Origin of the sequence: Bacillus cereus group sp. RP29, from assembly GCF_040459765.1 — a bacterium.
In the GTDB taxonomy this organism is placed as follows: Bacteria; Bacillota; Bacilli; order Bacillales; family Bacillaceae_G; genus Bacillus_A; species Bacillus_A paranthracis.
On sequence record NZ_JARVHN010000001.1, the window covers coordinates 3,018,336 to 3,036,965 of the forward strand.

Sequence of the window (18,630 nt, forward strand, 5' to 3'; positions counted from 1 at the left end):
TTGTTCTTATTTACTAAGCACATGTCGCTCGCCAATATAATTTACACGTGGACGGAACAAACGATTGTTCGCATGTTGCTCAATAACGTGCGCACATAGTCCTACTGTTCTAGAGCTAAAGAAGATTGGTGTGTACAGTTGAATTGGAATACCAAGCATCCAATATACTGGAGCTGCGTAATAATCAAGGTTCGGATAAATTCCTTTTTCCTTCTCCATAATCTTTTCTCCAGCTTCACACATTTCATATAGTGTATAATCACCTTTCACATCACATAACTGCTTTAAAGCTTCCTTCATCATTAAAGCTCTTGGATCCATCTTCTTCATATATACACGGTGTCCAAAGCCCATAATTTTTTCTTTGTTATATAGTTTCTTCTGTAATAACTCTTCAAACTTTTCAACATTACCAGCTTCTAAAAGCATGTACATAACCGCTTCGTTCGCACCGCCATGTAAGCTACCTTTTAAAGATGCAACCGCACCTGTTAAAGCACCATATAAGTCGGATTGCGTAGATGCAATAACGCGCGCTGTAAATGTAGAGTTTGGCATTTCATGTTCACTATATAAAACAAGGGAACGATCAAAGATCTTCTCCTCAAGTTCAGTTGGTTTTTTACCTGTTAACATATAGAAGAAATTCGCGCTATATGATAATTCCTTAAGTGGCTCAATTGGCTCTTCATTATTTAAAATATGATAGCTATTCGCTACTATGTTTGGTACTTTACTCAATAATTTGTATCCGCGGCTTTTGTTTACTTCTAACGAGCGGTTTTCAATATCATTATCGTAACCAGCTAATGCGGACACACCTGTACGCAATCCATCCATAGGGTGCGTTTCTTTCGGTAATGCCTTCAGTACGTTGAATACACCTTCTGGTACCGCGTATTCTTCTTTTAATTTCTTTTCAAGTGTTGCTTTTTCATCTGCATTCGGTAGATGTTCTTCCAATAAAAGGTGCACAATGTCTAAGTACTCTTTTGTTTTTGAGAGTTCGATTAAATCATACCCTTGAATTACAATTTCACCTTTCACTGTGTCAAGAAACGAAATCTTCGTCTCCGCTGCCACTACACCATCTAATCCCGGGGAAAATTTTTCTTCAGCTTTCATCATTATTTCCTCCAATCCTAATAGATCTTCGTGCACATAACTGTAAGCCTTTACAATATTGTGAAACTACATTTCTATTTCAATGTATCAGAGTTTTTAGAAGATTTCAATTTATTTTATAATGATAAGTTTCCTACACTTTTACCGATGTAACAATACAATTTTTTAAAAATAATTTTCATATTTTATAAAGAAAGGACAGACTTCTCCTTATTTATCTTTAAAACAAAATATAAAGTTAATTCATATAATCCAGTTAAATATATACCTACTTTACAATTTCTTTTACTAAATAAAAAAACGAGCTGTATTCATATACAGCCCGTTTTTTGCACTATATTTATTTCACTATTCTCTAAATATAATTTCCATATAAAATTTATTTATTTTTAATAAAGTTATTATTTTACGTAATTAAATTGAATTTCTTCTATTTCCTCATGATAACTTACAACTAAATCATAATTTTGAAAGTACCAAAGATCATCAACATCTACAAAAAATAAAATGCCTTCTTTCTCAACTGACACGATTTCCCGATCTGGTTTCTCTGCAACAATCCCTAAAGAATATCCAGGCTGAATTGAACTATTCCCTCCGTACCTTACAGTAAAACGTACAGATTCACCGTGCTTTATACGTAATTCTTCCTGGAACCATTGTAGAGCTTTACGATCAATTGAAATTCTCATCTTTATTCCCCCCAGTTTATGCAAACTCTTTTTTTCCTAATCGTTGTTTTACAAAGAAGACGAAAATAATTAAGGCTATTAATGCTGAAATTGCACTCCCTGAAAATAAAATACGATAACCAAACATTTGTGAAACAACTCCAAGTAAAATAGCACCTAACCCGATTCCTAAATCAAACGCTGTAAAAAATGAAGCGTTCGCAACTCCTCTTTTACTCGGATCGACAATTGTAAGCATTGCCGCTTGCAATGCTGGCTGTGCTGAACCGAATCCAACACCATATAATGTAGCTGCGATAACTACACCTATTAAATCATTTGAAATCGTTAATACAACTATTGCAATAATAGTAATGCATAGTGCCGGAAGTATGATAAATACTTCTCCATACTTATCTAATAGTTTTCCTGAAATTGGCCTTACAATCGTTAAAGCAATTGCATATACAAGAAAGAATGTCCCAGGATTCACATCAATTGACGATGCAAATAGCGGTAAAAACGTCGTAATCCCTCCATATGCAAATGATAAAAAGAATACAACTATCGTAATGGATAGAACAGATTTTTCAAACAGTTGCATTTTCCCTTTTTCTTTTTGTGGTGTGAATGGCATTTTCGCCATTAACGATAATAGGACTGCCATAAAGGATAAAAGAGTTGCTAACAAGAATAGGCCGTGAAATGAATAATTTTGTACAACCGATAATCCAATCATTGGACCGATTGCCATTGCAATCGTCATAGCCATTCCATACCACCCCATACCTTCACCACGTCGAGAATCTGGAATAATATCAGTTATCGCTGTTCCAACAGCTGTTGTAGAAACAGCCCATGTTACTCCGTGAATAACACGTAAAACAGCCAAAAGGACAATAGTCGTCGCTAAATGATAAGAGTACATCGTTAACCCAAAAAAGATGAGTCCGAAAATAATGAAGGATCTTCTACCATATTGATCCAACATCCCTCCAATAATCGGTCGTATTACAACTGCCGCTATTGTAAACATTCCCATCATGAGTCCAACTTGTGATTCATTGCCACCTATCTCTTTAATAAAGAGCGGGAGTGTTGGAACAAGTAAATAAAATGCTGTAAATAAAAATAACATTGCGAAAGTCATTTGAATAAATGATTTCGTCCATAATCGTTCCATTAAAATTCCTCCATAAACACGTATGTTATTGCAATTAACACCTCCATTTTACATTTTCTTCGTGCCTTTGCCTTCCGTAAATAGACGTATCTTTTTATAATAAATGGTCCATCATCATTTTAAATTGGTCTTACAACTTTATACGTATGTTTTAGCCTAAAGTCCTATCTAACTGTACCTTTATATGTGTGAAAAGAATATACTACTTTATTATTGCAACTTAGGAGTGAATATTTTTATGTGGGTATCATCAAGAGTAACTGCCGTAGTTCCTTCGACTCCTGGGATACACGTTCCCGCCGTTCATACAGCTAGTTCCGATGTCGGTATTGAACTTCCCGCAACTTGGCAACACTATCAAATTCCCGGTCAAATTACCCCCTCATTTTGGCATCATGGCGCACATCCAAGTAGTACCACCTTTCAAAACCACAGTTATCCTCCGTTACCTCAATCTCAAGTTTTTTATCATTTTCCTTCAATTTATTTTCAAAATTTCTATGGTACTTTTAATATTTAAAATACATTGTCTCATAGCTACTGCATTTAAAAGAAAAAAGCACTTAAGATTGTAATGTCTACAAATCTTAAGTGCTTTTTAATAATTTTCATAAAATTTTCTTATTGTCCATTATTAGCAGGGGCCTCTCCTGCATTACCGCCAGTTTCTGGTTGTGTGGTCGCTGGTGGAGTTGTATTTCCTTGGCCTCCTCCATTATTTGCTGGAGGGGTTGTATTTCCTTGACCTCCTCCGTTATTTGCTGGAGGGGTTGTATTTCCTTGACCTCCTCCGTTATTTGCTGGAGGGGTTGTATTTCCTTGACCTCCTCCGTTATTTGCTGGAGGGGTTGTATTTCCTTGGCCTCCCCCGTTATTTGCTGGAGGGGTCGTTCCTTGACCATTCCCATTATTTTGTTCATTTTGTTTCTTTTCTTCTTCTTGTTTCTTTTGCTCTTCTAGTTTCTTTTGTTCTTCCTGCTTCTTCAGTTCCTCTTGTTTCTTTTCTTCTTCTTGTTTTTTAAGTTCTTCTTGTTTTTTTAATTCTTCTTGCTTTTTCTCTTCTTCAGTTTTTTGCTGTTGATCTTGTTTTGGTTTTTCCGTTGTATCCGGTACGCTCGTATTTGGAGAAGAATCACGTTTTTCACCTTTTATACGTAACTCACTGCCTTCTTGAATTACACTACTTGGCATTTTAAAGCGTGATTTATCCGTAGCCATTTCACTCATCATTTCTTTAAAGATCAGTTGTGCAATTTTCGTATTTTTACTACTAATATACTCGTCTTTACCATCTTTCATATATCCAGTCCATACTGCCATCGTATACTGCGGTGTATAACCTGCAAACCAACTATCACGAGTTGCACTTTCTGGAATGTTAAATTTCGCTAATTGTTTTGAATCATAGTTTGTTGTACCCGTTTTACCAGCAACATCTAAAGAACTAATATTTGCCGCTGTACCAGTACCTGATGCCACTACTGAGCGCAGCATATCAGTAATCATATATGCTGTAGAGTCAGCTATAACTTGTTTTGGTTTTTGTCCAAAACTTTGTGACTTTCCGTCTGGATAAACTACTTTCGTAACAAAATGCGGTTTTGCATACTTACCACCATTACCAAATGTCGCATAAGCACCCGCTATTTCAGTTGGTGATACTTCGTTTGTACCAATAGCTGTAGATTCTGTTGGCGCTTTTTTAAATGTAATACCTAATTTCTCAGAGAATTCCTTTGATTTATTAAGTCCTACTTCTTTTGCAGTTTTAACTGCTGGAACGTTACGTGACATTTTTAACGCCTCACGCATAGTAATTGGACCTAAATGACTTCTGTCTGCATTTCGAAGTTCTTGTCCAGTTGAATATTTAAATGGAGAATCATCAATTTGATGATACGTAGCCCATTTTAAGTATTCAATTGCAGGACCGTAATCAAAGATTGGCTTCATCGTCGAACCAGCTGCACGATCTAATTCAATGGCCATATTATGCCCTTTAAATACGGCTTTATTTTCACCGCGCCCACTACCTATAGCACGAACTTCTCCTGTTTTCGTATCCATAAATGTGAAAGCACCTTGGAATTTATCATTTGGATAATTAATAATATTTGTATTTAAAATATTGTCAGCTAATTTCTGTGCTTTTGGATCCAAAGTTGTATGAATTTCTAAACCATCAGAGCCAATATTAGCATCGGGCAATTCTTTTTCTACTTCTTTCACAACTGCATCCATAAATGCAGGGTATGGCATTGCTTGAAGTTGAGTTGCAGGCTTGAGTCCCTTTTCTACGTCAACTTTTGATGCTTCTTCCATTTCCTGTTTTGTTATATATCCATGTCGATTCATTAATTTTAGTACAACATTTCTTCTTTCTGTTGCCCTTTGAACATTTTCTTTTTTCGTTGGATCATAGTTATTCGGTGCTTTCGGTAAACCTGCAAGCATCGCAACTTCTGGTAATGTTAACTCCTTCAATTCTTTACCATAATAGTTTTGTGCTGCTGTTGCGATACCATATGAACGATTACCTAAGTTAATTTTATTTAAATACATTTCTAAAATTTCATGTTTTGAATATTGTTGTTCTAGTTTATACGCTAAATATATTTCCTGAACTTTACGTTTTGATGTTTTTTCCATCGATAAGAAGTAATTTTTAATAACCTGTTGCGTTATTGTACTTCCACCTTGTGAACCGTAATCTCCTTTAAGACTCACCAAAACAGCACGGGCAGTACCTTTAAAGTCTACTCCGCTATGCTCGTAAAAACGTGCATCCTCTGTTGCTAAAAATGCATTTTCTACTAATTTAGGAATTTGATCATACGTAACATTCGTCCGCTTTTCTTTCCCGTATTCATATACCAAATCGCCGTTTTTATCATAAATTTTTGAGGATAACGGATTAACAAGTTTTGCTTTCTCAAGTTTTGGTGCATCCTTAATCATTACAAAAAAGGTAGCAACTCCCCCCACTAAACCAACAATACCAAGTAATAAACAAGTAATTAAAAACTTGCGAAAGAACGATGTTTTACCTTTTGGTTTTTGTGTTTTAGAAGCTGGCTGTTTTTTCTTTTTAACTTGTCGTCGCTCCTCTCGAGAACGATAATTTTCTGACATGTTACTTTCTCCTGCCTTTCAATTCTCCCGTTGATTTACTTAAAAATATTGAGGTCACTTTCTAAAATGAATTAAATTAAGAAAGTATATCGACCTGGAGCATTCAATATTTTCCTAATTCACAGATTATAAATTTTAGAATGCTTGTTACACAAAGTATTTTCACTTCTATTTTTCTAATAATGCTGCCCCTTTAAGCATAGAATGTAAAAAGTGAATTTTTAATACCTCGTATAAATAATATACCTTTTTTTCAAATGGTCAATATTTTCTTATTTATAAATCAAAGGTGAAATAAAAATAGCACAACGATATGTACTTCGTGTGAACTTCCTTATAATTACGTATAACGAACATTTAATATATTGCATATAAGTATAATACCTCTTTAATTATAAAGATTTCAACATCACAACCTCAACATCTATAAGATATTATTAAAAATGAAAAGTGAGGAGTTGCGTAATGATGGAGTTATCTCCCGTGATTTCCAAAACTATAGTTGCTGTTGGATATAATCCTTTTTCTATGATTTTACGCATTCAATTAAAGAATGGAATGTATGATTTCTTTAACGTTCCTGAAAACATTTACACCGGTTTATTAAACGCACACTCTAAAACGAATTATCACAATACTTATATTAAAAATTCTTACCGCTACACTAAAATTTAAACTTAACTAGAATGAAAAAAGAAAGGAGGTAGTCCCCCTTTCTTTTTTAAATCATTTCACAACTCAGCTATCTTCTGTTCTTTTTATTTATTTCATCATATGCTTGAATTTGTTTTTTTAAACGCCGATCTGCTTTTTTATCATGTACAACTAATATCGCATGAATAACACCTGGAACCCAAAATATTAATGTTAATATGAAATTAATTACTGCTTGAAATGGTTTTCCGCAAAATAATACGGCTACAGGTGGAAGAAGAATTGCCAACAAATACATCATCTCTTGAAAACTCCTTGTTTTGTATTTTTCTCTCTCCATACACTATAAAAACCAGTAACTTTTACATTTCCGATATTTTTATTACCCACTAATAACTGTTCTACCATATCCTACATCTTAATAAAACTATATTTATGTTTACAGTGAGATTCGTCTAAAAATTTTTCAAACCATTTTTTCAACATAGAACTGTTCACCTCTATGAAAGAATCTTCCTCTTGCCTTATTACATACTTTTACTTAAATACTCAATCTCATGTTGTAACTTTTTAAATTGTTCAAAATGCATAGTGATAGATTGACTGTTTCCATACTCAGCACTATGCTTCACCAATAAAACACCCGTGTCATGAAAAAACGCGTCAAGCTCTTTTCTAATGGATACTTTCATTATATGCGCTGTTTTAATAGCCGATAAAATTGCAATTTCATTAAACTTTAATTTTATTTCCTTTGGACAAAATGCTTCTTCCACCAATATAACTTCATTGCTATAAATAAGTGCAACAAGATTACTTGACTTTGCATCTGTTAAATCTACTTTTTTTATAACATTATTCATTACATTTTGCCTCCTTTGTTTTCATATATGATAATTATACAATTTCCATTTTTAATTACGTAACCTTACATTCAGTGTAACACACTTTTATTATAGGATTAAGCTACACTTCAAACCTTTTATTATTCCGCAATTTTCGTTAGATGAACCCTTTGGACTATAAGACCATATAGTAGTGTTAACAAATGATTGTAAAGTGGGTGAGAACTATGCCCTCAGTTGTAGGGAATTTAGTTGTACAAGATAGTAACGGTTCATTTAATTTAGGTGATTTCTATAACGTTTCTCCAAAAGAAAACACGAAGGCTTATAATGGATCTGGTGCTTCCAACGTTGGTTTTGTTGTTAATACTTTTAATGGTGTGAGTGCGACTAATACGTTTGATTCTGACCTTGCGGATCAAAACCAAGTCGGTACAGCTTAACCCTATTTTTTCATCGTTCTGTTTAAGAATTTTTAATTTGTCCATACTATAATCAGGCTGTTATACAGCTATTGTTGATTTTTGGAGTACCCTATCTTTTTCTCCCTTTCCCTGGGGCTTAGCAGCTAGTATGAAGCTAGCTGCTTTTCCGTTTCATTTTTTCTGTTTCACATCTAACATAGCTTACTTTACGCTATTTCAATAATATCCGTGGTATTAAATACGTAAGTTTTATAAAACGCGTCAGTACACATTACAATGCGCTTTAGCGGATTTATATGTACAACTGTCATGTAGCTTGTAAGTATGTATCCATCTTCAAAATATGTCACCAATATTTCTTTCTCAGACAATAATGACATTAATAATTTATCAGAAATTCCCTCTTTTGCTTCTTTTGTTAAAAATGGTTTTTGTACTTTAAATTTCTCCCCAATAACCTTTCGCATACTTAATAACTGTTCCGACATTACTGTAAATGGAACCCATTCTCTTTTTGCTCTTTGTATCTTTACATCATTCATTTCTCTATCTCCTCGATTATTTATCCATTCTATTTCAAACATATTGCGCTTCGATTATTCTTTAATAATTGCTCGGCTCATATTTCCCCCGCATGAACAGGTAAGAAATCTCCCACCTCAAAACTCAAGACATACAAGGAAAGTAAGTCGAAGATCAACTTCCCGTAAACAGCCGATTGGTGAAAATGTAATTAGTGGATGATGAACACCCACTAATTACATTTTCACTTTATTTCTAAATCGTATACTATCTACACATACAAGAACATTCGTTCTAATTATACACGAACCTACGTTCTTTTGAGAAGGAATTTATTTTTTCTTCATCAAATGATCTTTTCACTTCCTATTAAATGGGAGGTGAAAAGATCAACTAAACAGTTTTAATTTTTTCGAGTTTATTAACCATCTATAAATGAAAGCATATATTATAAAGAACGAACTCACAAAATTTAAGGGATTTATAATGGACCTCCATTCGTTCCTTATGAATTTCTATGAAAAGAGAGCAATTTAAACACTCTCTTTTCGTATATACTACATAAAACTATTCATTAATAATTCACTCTAATTACTAAATATATTTTGGTTGTACTATTATATGTAACTCCCTCTCTGTTACTGCTTTTTTCGGGTTTCGAAAATACTCTAATTCGTATTTTAATACCTCATATTCAACCATCCCGATCTTAATCCCTTTCGTTTCTTTTAAAATAGCTAATAGGTTATTTATATCTTCATCATACGATTCAAAAATTTTCCCTCCGTCTTCTCTTTGAAAAATCACTTTCACATTTTCTCCCCCTACATCATTTATTTATCTATCCAATAATTCATTCTTCACCTTAAAATTTCATACGAAAAAGAACATCCATCTTAATAGAATGCTCTGCTTTTCACTTCATTTAACGTCAATATATTTCAATCTTATTGTATGTTTCATTCTGCAAATTATGTTTATCCACTTCTATAAAGTGAAACTTTAATCCACTCAATCTTTGTTCATTCCTGACTAATAATTAGCCTACGCAAATCTTACTGCCTACAAATAATGGGCTAAAATTAATTAATTCATTTTATATTTAATGAGATGAAACAAAACATTATAATATCAACATTCTATGAAGTGATGATTAACCTACTTCAAAATAATTACATAAATTCCCATTGTAATTCTTAATATTTATATGTAATATTGTATTGTCTTACTATCTATTTATAACTCACACACTAACTAGAAAAGGGAACCTTTAAAGGTTCCCTTTTCTAATTACAGTCATTATTTCTTTTCTAGAAATTCAAATGTATTTTTAAACTCTTTATCATTCACCTTAATATCAGCATCTTTCAATAATTCATTGACTACTTGTTGTTTCCATTTACCTGTCGTGTCTTGTAGTCTTTGCTGTTCTATATCTTTACGAATTGAATCTTTTACTTCATCAAATGGCTTTAATTCTTTTTTATCTGTCACTTTAATAATATGGTAACCGTAAGTTGTTTTTACTGGTTCACTTACTTGTCCTGCATCTAATTTATATGCAGCTTCCTCAAATTCTTTTACCGTTTGCCCTGGAGCAAAACCAGTGATTTCCCCGCCCTGTTCTTTTGAACCAGTATCCTCTGAGTATTGCTTCGCTAAAGCCGCAAAATCTTCTCCGTTATTTACTTTCTCTTTCACTTCTTTAGCAGTCTTTTCATCTTTTACTAAAATGTGACTTACCTTCATTTCTGGTTTATAGTTATCTTTTACATCTTTTTCTGTAACAGTCGCTTTAATCGCTTTCTCAAATGCAATTTCTGGCTTCATTTTTTCTTTTAATTCATCTTCATTTTTCAATCCAAGTTGTTCTAAAGTCGCTTTAAAGTTCTCACCCATTTTATCTTTTGCTTCTTCTACTTTCTTTTTTGCTTCCTCATCTGAAACTTTATATTTATCGAGCAACGCCTTACTTAACACCATTTGGTATAAAGTACTTTCCCCATATTTTTGTCTTAATTCTTTACTTAACTCTTTCTCTGTAACATTTCCTACTTTTGATGTTACTACGTTGTCTGAGGAGCCACATGCGGATAATGCCAGTACTACGCATGAAATAATTGTTCCTAAAAATAGCTTTTTCTTTTTCAATTCAAAATACCTCACTTTTATTATTATATAAGAATAACTATACAGTGTTGTTGTGTATACAATGTGTTTTCTAGATGTAATTCATTTCATTTGAATAAACTATGTATCAGTAAAGGGACTCTTTACGTATTCATAACACATGTAACTACCTATAGTTACATGCTCTTCTAGTATCCAATTATTTTATCCAATATGTACCGCATTTTTCGCTCTGCCCACACATGTAAAAATTTTGATTCATTAATATTCCCTTAATAATTTATACATTCAGGCTCTGCATAGTAGTGAACTTTATATCATTATCAACTAAAGATTCATATTATACTAATATGCCTTTATAATCTAAACAAAAAACGCAGTATACAATAATACTGCATCATAGGAGCTGATTTCATGGAGAAAAAACCTATTGTTTTCAAAGTCCCACCAAATTCAAAATTAAAAGTTACATTTTTCGGTCCTTGTAACGAAGTAATTACAAATGTTTCTATAATTAATCAACTTTCCACACCTAAATGTCAAACTATTACACAATATCCAAACTATACGAAATATGAAACTGAAGTACGATTATTATCGAGTTGTTAATCCATTCTATACAAAATCCTTACAATTTGGTTAACTACAAAACCTTATTAATAGACTAAGATTACTCATTTCATGATATTTCATTGATAATTTATTGATTTTTCACACATTTACATCAACCGAACATATATTATCGTATGGAGATTATCCACTCATAAAACCTATCTTTCTTTAGAGCGTACTTTTTATGTATGCTCTTTTTTTATTTATCCCTTATTCTGTACATATAAATCTGATCACTTTTATATTTCACGTCGGGTAAATCGACCTGCCCTTTATAAATAATCTAGTCAAGGTGTCCCCCATAATACTTCTTTATTTATTAGACATTCACTACTCTATTAAATTCGTGTATCCATTCAAGCACCATTTATCTAATATATTTTCCTTCTAAATTCACCAAAGATGTATTAAAATTCTTTATATACTCAAGGAGGTCAAATATGTTCAAGTTGCATCCCATACTACTCATCTTAGGATTTATTTTATTTTTATATAGTGTACTTGCCTTCATGTTATTCCTTTCCATACAATAGTAATACCTGCACAAACCGATGTTAAATATGTAATTTCTATATAGTAATGAAAAAGCCTTTAATTATACGGACATAAATTAAGATGTCTTTTTATACCATTAGGCAACTAGCAAATGTAACGCCAAAGAACTTTTACAACCTAGTTACTTACTCTTTTTATTACCTGCAGAAGATCTAATACTTAAAATAAGATAGCCCTTTCAACATCAAAACTGTAAAAAATAATTTTTAAAATTTACCTTTCATCATTACATCTTTAGCATGTGAAATTTTCATGAAACAAACTATATTTAATCGATTCACTTGTATATTTTAAATAAACAATAATAATCCCCCACCATTCGGTACAGGGGATTAACTAGACCTACTGAAAAGTATTTTATTCTCTTCGTTATTTAATTGGAGAAGGGAATCTTGCTGCTTCAAAATGTGAGCCGTCTTCCGAAGTACTTAAAACTCCGTCTATGCTACTTTGTGCATAAACCTCAACTTGATCTCCTTCATGCAATTGAATAATCGTCGAAACACTTACTACATTTCCAAAACCTATTGGACCAAAAAAGTCATTATCTATAGCTATTGCTGCATTGCCATTCACACGAATTTCTACCCGTGCTCTATAATTTAAACTTGGATCGTTAGGAAAGAAACCAATCGTTCCAATAAAAGAATATACTCCTTTAGTCTTCGGTATAAAAATAGATGTTTCTGGATTATACTCATTCGCTAAATCAAATTGTTCATTTTGGAACAATACTTTTACAAAAGTATTAGCAGGAACAGGTTGATTCACCGTATTTCTAGCTCTAAATGCTGATGCCCTAACAAGACTATCCTTGTTGTCATTACACTTACTATTGTTCTTACAACAGTTATGCTGTTTCTTTTTATATTCTTTACAATACTTACAGTAGTAATAGCAAGACATACTCGTTCCCCTTTCATGCTTATTACTCCATATTATGTAAAGGAGATTCACAATGTTTGGACGAACTATTGTTTTCCCCCTATACTTGTCGCCTATTTATATACACGTAAGCGGAAGACATTTCAATAACACAACAACCTAGTAGTATAGTAATCTCTATTCAAATTTGATAAATCCCTTTCCTTTCTATTTTACTTTTTATGCATAAAAAAGAACGAACTTACATTCGTCCTTTCACACATTTTTATGGTCCAAAGCTTATCATCCAACCTAACATAAATCCAAATATAGAAAACAATAGCATAAAAAGATATAAACTACATGCCCACAATGCATATTTCCGACTTTTTCTTTTTGTGATCATTCCTATGACTGAGCATACCAATCCAATACCAACTATTTGCAGAAAACCTTTACCTATAAATGTTTCTTGTATAAGCAATATAATGTTCAAATATAATAACGCCAGAAAGGCAATAATTAATGAAATAGTCCCCATCCACGTTTCCTGTTTATAAATATGATTCTTTCTTTTTTTTAAGAATGCCAATTCCATAACCTCACTTCACCTACTTTCAATTTTCTAACTTTTTCGTGGCTCATTAATTTTTCAACTTCTGCTTTAGGTCCTGTTACAACTGCCCCATATGTTTTTATCCCATTTTTTTCAAGGAAAGAAATACGCTTTGACAACTCTAATACTTTCGCTCTAGATAGCTTCACTGCTAAATTTTCATGCTTTTGTAATGACTTTAACACATCAATAAATTGTTCCTCATGAGGTGAATCACTCACAAAAGCACCACTTGGCCTTGAAATCATATCTGCTGGAAAGCCAATCGGAGCAACATACATACCCTCGTCATTCGTTTGCTTCTCCTCTACCCCTGTATTAACGGCATACCAGACGATATCAATAGTGGGAAACATATTCGTTACCTCTTGTACACTCAACAATTCTCTAAAAGATATAAATGCTTCTACAACAGATTCTTGCGGAAGACCCTTTAATACTTGCGCTTCTTCACTACTATTATAGGATGAATTATAATTATTAGGATGAGACAATACCTCGTTATCTATATATGGGACTTCCGGAATTTTTTCATCTGTTGTATATTCACGGCTAACTTTCGTTGCTCTACTAAATATATAATCTGTTTTCTCTTCCCCTATTCGAATATCTTTCTTTCCTACCCTTTTATACAAATCAAAATGCAATTGTAAACTAAGCGGTAACAATGTTTGCTCCATGTCCCTATCTTTCAAAAATACATTTGGTTCTGTTACACTTAATGTTTGATTTACTACATTCCGTATCTCCATTGCGTTTGTAGGTGCAAATACATAGTATGCGAGAGTAGATATATATAATATAGGTTGAATAAGTAATAAAAAAGTAAATACAATTAAAACATTCGTAATACGCGCTCTTTTTTTCCCTATTTTCATCACTTGCTCCTGTTTTCCATTAGAAAGTGTATCCGGCCTTTGATGAAGAGCTTCTTGTAACAATTCTTTATAATCATCTTGTTCAGAATGAGGTTTATCATTTGTCATTTTGACTCTTTTCCTCCTTTAACAATTCTTTTAATCTCTTTCTCCCGCGAAATATGTGACTTTTATACGTGTTTAACTTTAAATCTAATACAGAAGCACCCTCTTCGTACGTTAATTGATGTACGTCACATAATAAAATAGCTTGCGCCTCTACCACCGGTAAAGTATGAATAATCTGAATTAATTTTTCATAACTATTTTTTGCGACTACATACTCTTCTGTAGATTCACCTGCTTGAATTGTTTCTAATTCCTCCGTTCCTACAAAAGCTACTTTTTTCTCTTTCCTAACAAAATCAATAAAGGTATGATATGCCACTTTAAAAAGCCATGATTTCACCTTTTGGTTTTCATAGTCTTCTAGATAAAGAAACGCCCGATAAAAAGTCTCCTGCATCAAGTCCTCCGCTAAATGATGGCTACGAGAAAGGGAAAATAAATACCGGTACACATCGTTTATATAAACTTTATATATTTCTTCAATCTCCATCCCCCTCCTCCTTTCATATATAACACGAATAAACAAATTAAAAAGTTGCATTATTTTTCCTTTTTATTCATAAAAAATATTTATACATTTCAATAACTATTTACAATTATAAACAAAACATAAGATGTTATGGCTATAAATATACTTCAAAATGGGGAAAAACGGTCCGAATGTTCTCCTGCTCTTGTAAATTGATAGTCATAGGACAATCTTCCTGTACGATATAACCACAGATAGGATTTCGTTGCTACCTCTCGTCCTGGTTCGCGTTAGTAAATGTTCATGTATCTTTTCATATAGTGCCACTATCCATCATTTGTCATGATAAGATAATTCTCATTCTTTCTTCGATCGACGATATTTTCTTACCAAAAAACAACTTGTAGAGTATGTACAAAGATTATCTCATCAACTATTTACAAATTGTAGATGGAACTATTTGACGCTTACATATACACTCACCCCCCTCAATTATTTCCGCTATTTGCGGATACCTCAAAATTCGGCATCTGTGATAAAGGTAGGTGGGAGCTGGGTTTCCCGTATATATCCAATTGGTAATGGTTAGGTTAATAATCGTTTTGGGATTCCTGCTCCTATTCATAAAATTTTCAGCTTATAGATTGAAGACAGTTCCATATGGAATCGTAAGAAAAGAACTTCCATACGGTGTGATTTGATGCACTGGATAAAAATACTCCATGGATGAATAATACGGCTGGATACCTTGTTGTTGCATTTGCATTTGTTGTTGCATTTGTAACGCTTGTTGAACAGCTTGAACTGTACTTTGTGCTCCGCTAAACGTTATTGATGTACCATATGCTGGTCGCATACCCGCTTGAGAATAAAAATACGAATAAAACATTTTTTTCAGCTCACTTTCATATAAGTTATTACAAATTATGTTATGATTCTTTATTTCAGTGGGTGCTGAAAGTTAGTCTATTAGCTTTGATTAGGTTTAAAAATTTCTATTCTCTCTTACACTTTCATATTTCATTTACAAAGTTTATCTCCTAATACTAATTTAATTTTCGGAGGGGCATTTCATTTACAAGTTTTCGATAATTATTTTACAAACTAAAAAGGTAAAAAATTCACTATTTCTAATTCCATTCGATTACCTTCAAAACTATACAAATGAATTTTTAAGATTATTAAAGGTAAATTATCTATCTGTACATCCTCCACAAAATAAAAGCACCCTAAACGGATGCTTTATTTTTCACTACTATAATTTCTTAGCAATAATTCAATTGTCCACGAATTTCACCATTAGGATGTTGTACTGTATGAACATTAATATAAATGTTTCCAGATATGATTTCATTTACAAGAGTAGCTAATGTTTGACCCGCTAACGGCCCAACCAAATCTTCTTGAGTAATTATTCCCGTAAGCGTTGCACACTCTATTGAAACCGGATTTGTTATAGGTCCAAATAAAAAAGCTACAACAGGACCATTAGTTCCTTTTGCTCCAATATGCAGATGGGCAACTACTACATCCTCTATATCAAATAAATCCAACTTAAATTTTAGGCTAAGCTCGTCCTGGCTTAATTTAAAGAAAGCCTCCCCTCGAGCGTCTGTTTCTACTGGTGGAACTTCATTTCTACCACGTAGCTTTGCAAAAAACATATCTATCACTCCTATGCTTTTATATACTACTAATATATTCATACCCTTTATATAAGGTGATAAAGAAGCAGTTGTTAGACCAATAAAAATTCATTTTATATGATAGATTAATTTATCAATTTTATAAAATTCATTAATTTAACTATAGCGTTATTTAAATTTAATTCATATATTGTAGTAGATTACTAGAAGGGAGGTGTAAATATGGAAAGTTGTGTTTTGTTCGTTAATGGACAACCTCTTTTAGTGGTATCAGTTGCTGGAATCGAAATTGCTAGATTAGAACTTTCTCTTCAAGTAGCATTGACTTTAATAGCATTAGGAATTCCAATCTGTGCATAAAAGTTAGGCATTTATAAAAAGAGGGCTTAAGCCCTCTTTTTTATTTTTACCTTTCCTTCACAACAAAAAAAGACGCCATTAAAATCACGGCATCATGTACAATAATTGCGATTTGTTTTATCATTACTTCACTAGCAACCCTAATTCATGTAGAATTTCTGAGAACGAATAGCCATATGCAAAACCTATAATACGAATCCCTGGGGTCCATCTATGTTCTAAATTTTCATTGTATGTTTTCTTATAATACTTTAATTCAGAATCTATATTATATTTGTCGTTAATAATTACTTCCTCACTATGAAATCCATCTATTTCAATCTGAACAGCTACGTACTCTGCTCCCTCAATTAAGGCTTTAATATAACACTTTTCTAATTCCTCTAATGTCATCCCCATTATTAACCTCCTATCATAATGGGCGTTTTGTTCGATAAAAAAGAACATCTGGATCAGTAAATACGAAGATATACAAAAGGTAATCTCATTGAGTATTCAATAGTTTATAAGCTGTTTGCTTGTCCCGCAACATATTATATGATTTTTATATAAAAATAGTTCATCCAAAAAAGTAAAAATTACCATTTATTATTTTAAAAGATAGTTACAATCTTATTTTTTAAGCTAGTCTATCAATCGCTCCCTTGTGTTAAAAGAAGCAACTAATTATATTTATGAGTTTAAAAACAGTCACAAATTATCTATATCACGCTCTAATCTTATTTTCTTAACCTCATTAAATTCCTTTACAAATTAAAAAAGCAGCTGTTACGCTACTTTACATTCATTTTATCCCCAAGAGAAATGATAAATATATTCTCCCGTTACATTTTGATTAATCCCAGTAATTCTAGCAAACCTCATTAAGTCTGTCCCTTGAAGAAAATACATCGCAAGCATTACTGGTACTTGCGACCACATAAATTGATAAAAATCCTCGACTCTTTCGTTTGTTGAAACAATTAAATCATTTACAGGCCCTTGATTCCATACAGAAGTACTAACTAAACGAAACGGAAGATCTTTCCCATTAACTACTATTCTTGCCATGCTTTGAGTTATGTCCACATCAATTCCCTCCATCATTACAAAAATCGGACCTGTGTATTTACTCCTATGGTTATAAATATTCTTGACTTTCATAAATGACTAAGGCAAATCTCTATTTTTCACTTCTATTCAAATGAATTTATTACAGTAAAAAATAAATGAAATTTTAGTATTACTCTCCCTCAACTTCCGTATTATTTAGATTATTTATACCCTTGTTCGCTTTTACAATCCGGTATGCAAAATTACATATCTTATTATCTCAATATCACTTTATTAACTACAATTTGATAGAAATTCATTTGTATCACCTGATAAATCAGCGTTTGTAATTTAATTCCTTATTTGAAATTCCACTCTTTTATTTTTAAACACTATATTCAAATAATTATATTGGAATTTCTTGTTGTATACACATCTATCTTTTTCATGTATTATATACGAGAAGAGTAAGGTAAGAGTTACTCTTTGCCATTTTAGGAAAGGTCCTGTTGGAAACAACAGGACCTTTTTCGTATTAGTAAAAGCAATCTTGATTTACTCATTTAACCCACTCATTACTTCCCAAAATATAGTTTCAACCATTTTTGCTTTAAGCTCTCTGACCTGAAATGCTATACGTTCTCTTCTAATTAATCGACTACTCGTACTATGCGTGCTTCTCTTTACATACCTAACTTTCCGTACAGCTTGTTTCCCTTTAAAGTATTTCACATAATACAAACAAAAGAGCCGTTCTTGTTCCGTCAACTCTTCATCATCTAGCATCTCGTTCACCGCCTTCA

At 32.6% G+C, this 18,630-nt stretch carries 23 protein-coding genes; 5 read left to right on the plus strand and 18 right to left on the minus strand.

Going from position 1 to position 18,630, the window contains the following annotated elements:
* Positions 1 to 6: 6 nt before the first annotated feature.
* The 3 genes from mmgD to QCI47_RS16070 form a co-directional block, all read right to left on the minus strand.
* Positions 7 to 1,128 carry a citrate synthase gene (gene mmgD / locus QCI47_RS16060; RefSeq protein WP_001997427.1) on the minus strand — a complete coding sequence of 374 codons (1,122 nt, stop codon included), beginning with the start codon at positions 1,126 to 1,128 and terminating at the stop codon, positions 7 to 9.
* Positions 1,129 to 1,526: 398 nt separating this feature from the next.
* A complete protein-coding gene (locus QCI47_RS16065) occupies positions 1,527 to 1,817 on the minus strand; it encodes a HesB/YadR/YfhF family protein (protein WP_309422739.1) in 291 nt (96 codons plus the stop codon).
* A gap of 16 nt (positions 1,818 to 1,833) precedes the next feature.
* Positions 1,834 to 2,979: an MFS transporter gene (locus QCI47_RS16070; RefSeq protein WP_270724656.1), complete on the minus strand. Its 1,146-nt coding sequence runs from the start codon at positions 2,977 to 2,979 to the stop codon at positions 1,834 to 1,836.
* A gap of 238 nt (positions 2,980 to 3,217) precedes the next feature.
* On the opposite strand from QCI47_RS16070, the gene QCI47_RS16075 reads away from it, so the two are divergent.
* Entirely contained in the window at positions 3,218 to 3,499 is a 282-nt protein-coding gene (locus QCI47_RS16075) for a hypothetical protein (protein ID WP_061130890.1), read from the plus strand.
* Between the two features lie 101 nt (positions 3,500 to 3,600).
* Here the strand turns inward: QCI47_RS16075 and QCI47_RS16080 are convergent, their stop codons facing one another.
* Complete coding sequence (locus tag QCI47_RS16080) at positions 3,601 to 6,111, minus strand: PBP1A family penicillin-binding protein (protein WP_309422741.1); 2,511 nt, start codon at positions 6,109 to 6,111, stop codon at positions 3,601 to 3,603.
* Between the two features lie 465 nt (positions 6,112 to 6,576).
* Between QCI47_RS16080 and QCI47_RS16085 the strand changes: the two genes are divergently transcribed.
* Positions 6,577 to 6,786, plus strand: coding sequence for a KTSC domain-containing protein (locus QCI47_RS16085; RefSeq protein WP_029438178.1), 210 nt, complete (start codon positions 6,577 to 6,579; stop codon positions 6,784 to 6,786).
* 67 nt (positions 6,787 to 6,853) lie between these two features.
* Here QCI47_RS16085 and QCI47_RS16090 read toward each other — a convergent pair whose 3' ends face one another.
* Together QCI47_RS16090 and QCI47_RS16095 are read right to left on the minus strand one after the other, a co-directional pair.
* Positions 6,854 to 7,066, minus strand: coding sequence for a YqaE/Pmp3 family membrane protein (locus tag QCI47_RS16090; protein WP_000990231.1), 213 nt, complete (start codon positions 7,064 to 7,066; stop codon positions 6,854 to 6,856).
* A gap of 226 nt (positions 7,067 to 7,292) precedes the next feature.
* The gene (locus tag QCI47_RS16095) at positions 7,293 to 7,628 is read right to left on the minus strand and encodes a hypothetical protein (RefSeq protein ID WP_001066866.1); all 336 of its coding nucleotides are present in this window, start codon (positions 7,626 to 7,628) and stop codon (positions 7,293 to 7,295) included.
* 209 nt (positions 7,629 to 7,837) lie between these two features.
* Here QCI47_RS16095 and gerPF point away from each other — a divergent pair, with 209 nt between their 5' ends.
* Positions 7,838 to 8,053, plus strand: coding sequence for a spore germination protein GerPF (gene gerPF / locus QCI47_RS16100; RefSeq protein ID WP_309422742.1), 216 nt, complete (start codon positions 7,838 to 7,840; stop codon positions 8,051 to 8,053).
* A 188-nt stretch (positions 8,054 to 8,241) separates the two neighbouring features.
* Here the strand turns inward: gerPF and QCI47_RS16105 are convergent, their stop codons facing one another.
* The 3 genes from QCI47_RS16105 to QCI47_RS16115 all read right to left on the minus strand — a co-directional run bounded on the left by QCI47_RS16105 (position 8,242) and on the right by QCI47_RS16115 (position 10,708).
* Positions 8,242 to 8,577, minus strand: coding sequence for a YolD-like family protein (locus QCI47_RS16105; protein ID WP_001000611.1), 336 nt, complete (start codon positions 8,575 to 8,577; stop codon positions 8,242 to 8,244).
* A 574-nt stretch (positions 8,578 to 9,151) separates the two neighbouring features.
* A complete protein-coding gene (locus tag QCI47_RS16110; protein ID WP_000864286.1) occupies positions 9,152 to 9,370 on the minus strand; it encodes a hypothetical protein in 219 nt (72 codons plus the stop codon).
* Positions 9,371 to 9,856: 486 nt separating this feature from the next.
* A complete protein-coding gene (locus tag QCI47_RS16115) occupies positions 9,857 to 10,708 on the minus strand; it encodes a peptidylprolyl isomerase PrsA (protein ID WP_000727481.1) in 852 nt (283 codons plus the stop codon).
* 393 nt (positions 10,709 to 11,101) lie between these two features.
* Here QCI47_RS16115 and QCI47_RS16120 point away from each other — a divergent pair, with 393 nt between their 5' ends.
* A complete protein-coding gene (locus tag QCI47_RS16120) occupies positions 11,102 to 11,296 on the plus strand; it encodes a hypothetical protein (RefSeq protein ID WP_000412567.1) in 195 nt (64 codons plus the stop codon).
* Between the two features lie 927 nt (positions 11,297 to 12,223).
* Here QCI47_RS16120 and QCI47_RS16125 read toward each other — a convergent pair.
* From QCI47_RS16125 to QCI47_RS16150, 6 genes are all read right to left on the minus strand, one after another.
* Positions 12,224 to 12,760 carry a C1q-like domain-containing protein gene (locus QCI47_RS16125; protein WP_025991667.1) on the minus strand — a complete coding sequence of 179 codons (537 nt, stop codon included), beginning with the start codon at positions 12,758 to 12,760 and terminating at the stop codon, positions 12,224 to 12,226.
* A 244-nt stretch (positions 12,761 to 13,004) separates the two neighbouring features.
* Positions 13,005 to 13,316 carry a hypothetical protein gene (locus tag QCI47_RS16130; protein ID WP_000417668.1) on the minus strand — a complete coding sequence of 104 codons (312 nt, stop codon included), beginning with the start codon at positions 13,314 to 13,316 and terminating at the stop codon, positions 13,005 to 13,007.
* Positions 13,298 to 14,320, minus strand: a complete 1,023-nt coding sequence (locus QCI47_RS16135; protein WP_061130888.1) for an anti-sigma factor — start codon at positions 14,318 to 14,320, stop codon at positions 13,298 to 13,300. The genes QCI47_RS16130 and QCI47_RS16135 overlap by 19 nt, the downstream gene beginning before the upstream one ends.
* Complete coding sequence (locus QCI47_RS16140) at positions 14,310 to 14,810, minus strand: sigma-70 family RNA polymerase sigma factor (RefSeq protein ID WP_076872877.1); 501 nt, start codon at positions 14,808 to 14,810, stop codon at positions 14,310 to 14,312. Before QCI47_RS16140 ends, QCI47_RS16135 begins: the two co-directional genes overlap by 11 nt.
* A 616-nt stretch (positions 14,811 to 15,426) precedes the next feature.
* Positions 15,427 to 15,678 carry a DUF3947 family protein gene (locus QCI47_RS16145; RefSeq protein ID WP_000500111.1) on the minus strand — a complete coding sequence of 84 codons (252 nt, stop codon included), beginning with the start codon at positions 15,676 to 15,678 and terminating at the stop codon, positions 15,427 to 15,429.
* Between the two features lie 376 nt (positions 15,679 to 16,054).
* Complete coding sequence (locus QCI47_RS16150) at positions 16,055 to 16,453, minus strand: CHRD domain-containing protein (RefSeq protein WP_000464534.1); 399 nt, start codon at positions 16,451 to 16,453, stop codon at positions 16,055 to 16,057.
* Between the two features lie 204 nt (positions 16,454 to 16,657).
* Here QCI47_RS16150 and QCI47_RS16155 point away from each other — a divergent pair, with 204 nt between their 5' ends.
* On the plus strand, positions 16,658 to 16,795 hold the full coding sequence (locus QCI47_RS16155; protein WP_000443219.1) for a DUF3956 family protein: 138 nt from the start codon (positions 16,658 to 16,660) through the stop codon (positions 16,793 to 16,795).
* 123 nt (positions 16,796 to 16,918) lie between these two features.
* Here QCI47_RS16155 and QCI47_RS16160 read toward each other — a convergent pair whose 3' ends face one another.
* The 3 genes from QCI47_RS16160 to QCI47_RS16170 form a co-directional block, all read right to left on the minus strand.
* A complete protein-coding gene (locus QCI47_RS16160; protein WP_000525900.1) occupies positions 16,919 to 17,194 on the minus strand; it encodes a hypothetical protein in 276 nt (91 codons plus the stop codon).
* A 390-nt stretch (positions 17,195 to 17,584) separates the two neighbouring features.
* On the minus strand, positions 17,585 to 17,938 hold the full coding sequence (locus QCI47_RS16165) for a hypothetical protein (protein WP_309422743.1): 354 nt from the start codon (positions 17,936 to 17,938) through the stop codon (positions 17,585 to 17,587).
* 444 nt (positions 17,939 to 18,382) lie between these two features.
* Positions 18,383 to 18,613, minus strand: a complete 231-nt coding sequence (locus QCI47_RS16170) for a terminase small subunit (RefSeq protein WP_242230443.1) — start codon at positions 18,611 to 18,613, stop codon at positions 18,383 to 18,385.
* Positions 18,614 to 18,630: the final 17 nt, after the last annotated feature.